We start from the raw sequence: 508 nt of genomic DNA on the forward strand, positions 1-508 counted from the left end.
GTGTCACAGAGGCACACACCAACTCCTTGCGAGGAGAACTTCTTGCTGATAGCGTTATCCTCTAACTCCTTTTTGGAATCTAAGTTGTGGTCACTCCAGCTGTTACAGTTGACACGATAAGCTTTGAATTAAGTCCTGCGGATAATCCCCGCCTAGCCAACCTATGTGGTCATCTGGATGAACATATCCGGATGATGGAACGTGGATTTGGTGTGGAAATCAATAACCGTGGTGGCAAGTTCCAGATCATCGGTAAGCCGGATATTCTGGCTGAAGTACAGGATGTGATACATGCCTTGTATGCTGACACCGCCCAATCTGTTCTGGAACCGGAACAGGTACATCTGGCGATTCGTGAATCGGGTGGCACTGAAACCACCGGGTTTGAAGAAGAAAAAGAAGTTACCATCAAAACCAAACGCGGCCTGATTAAGGCGCGGGGTGAAAATCAACAAGCCTATTTGCGTCGGGTAATGACGCATGACATCAACTTTGGTGTGGGACCTGC

1 pseudogene is annotated in these 508 nt (G+C 48.2%); it reads left to right on the forward strand.

The window, feature by feature from the left end:
• Window positions 1-86 precede the first annotated feature (86 nt).
• A pseudogene (locus tag B3182_RS09100) lies at window positions 87-508 on the forward strand (phosphate starvation-inducible protein PhoH); the annotation flags it as partial.

It is taken from the genome of Methylophaga sp. UBA4204 (assembly GCF_002379485.1).
GTDB lineage: Bacteria > Pseudomonadota > Gammaproteobacteria > Nitrosococcales > Methylophagaceae > Methylophaga.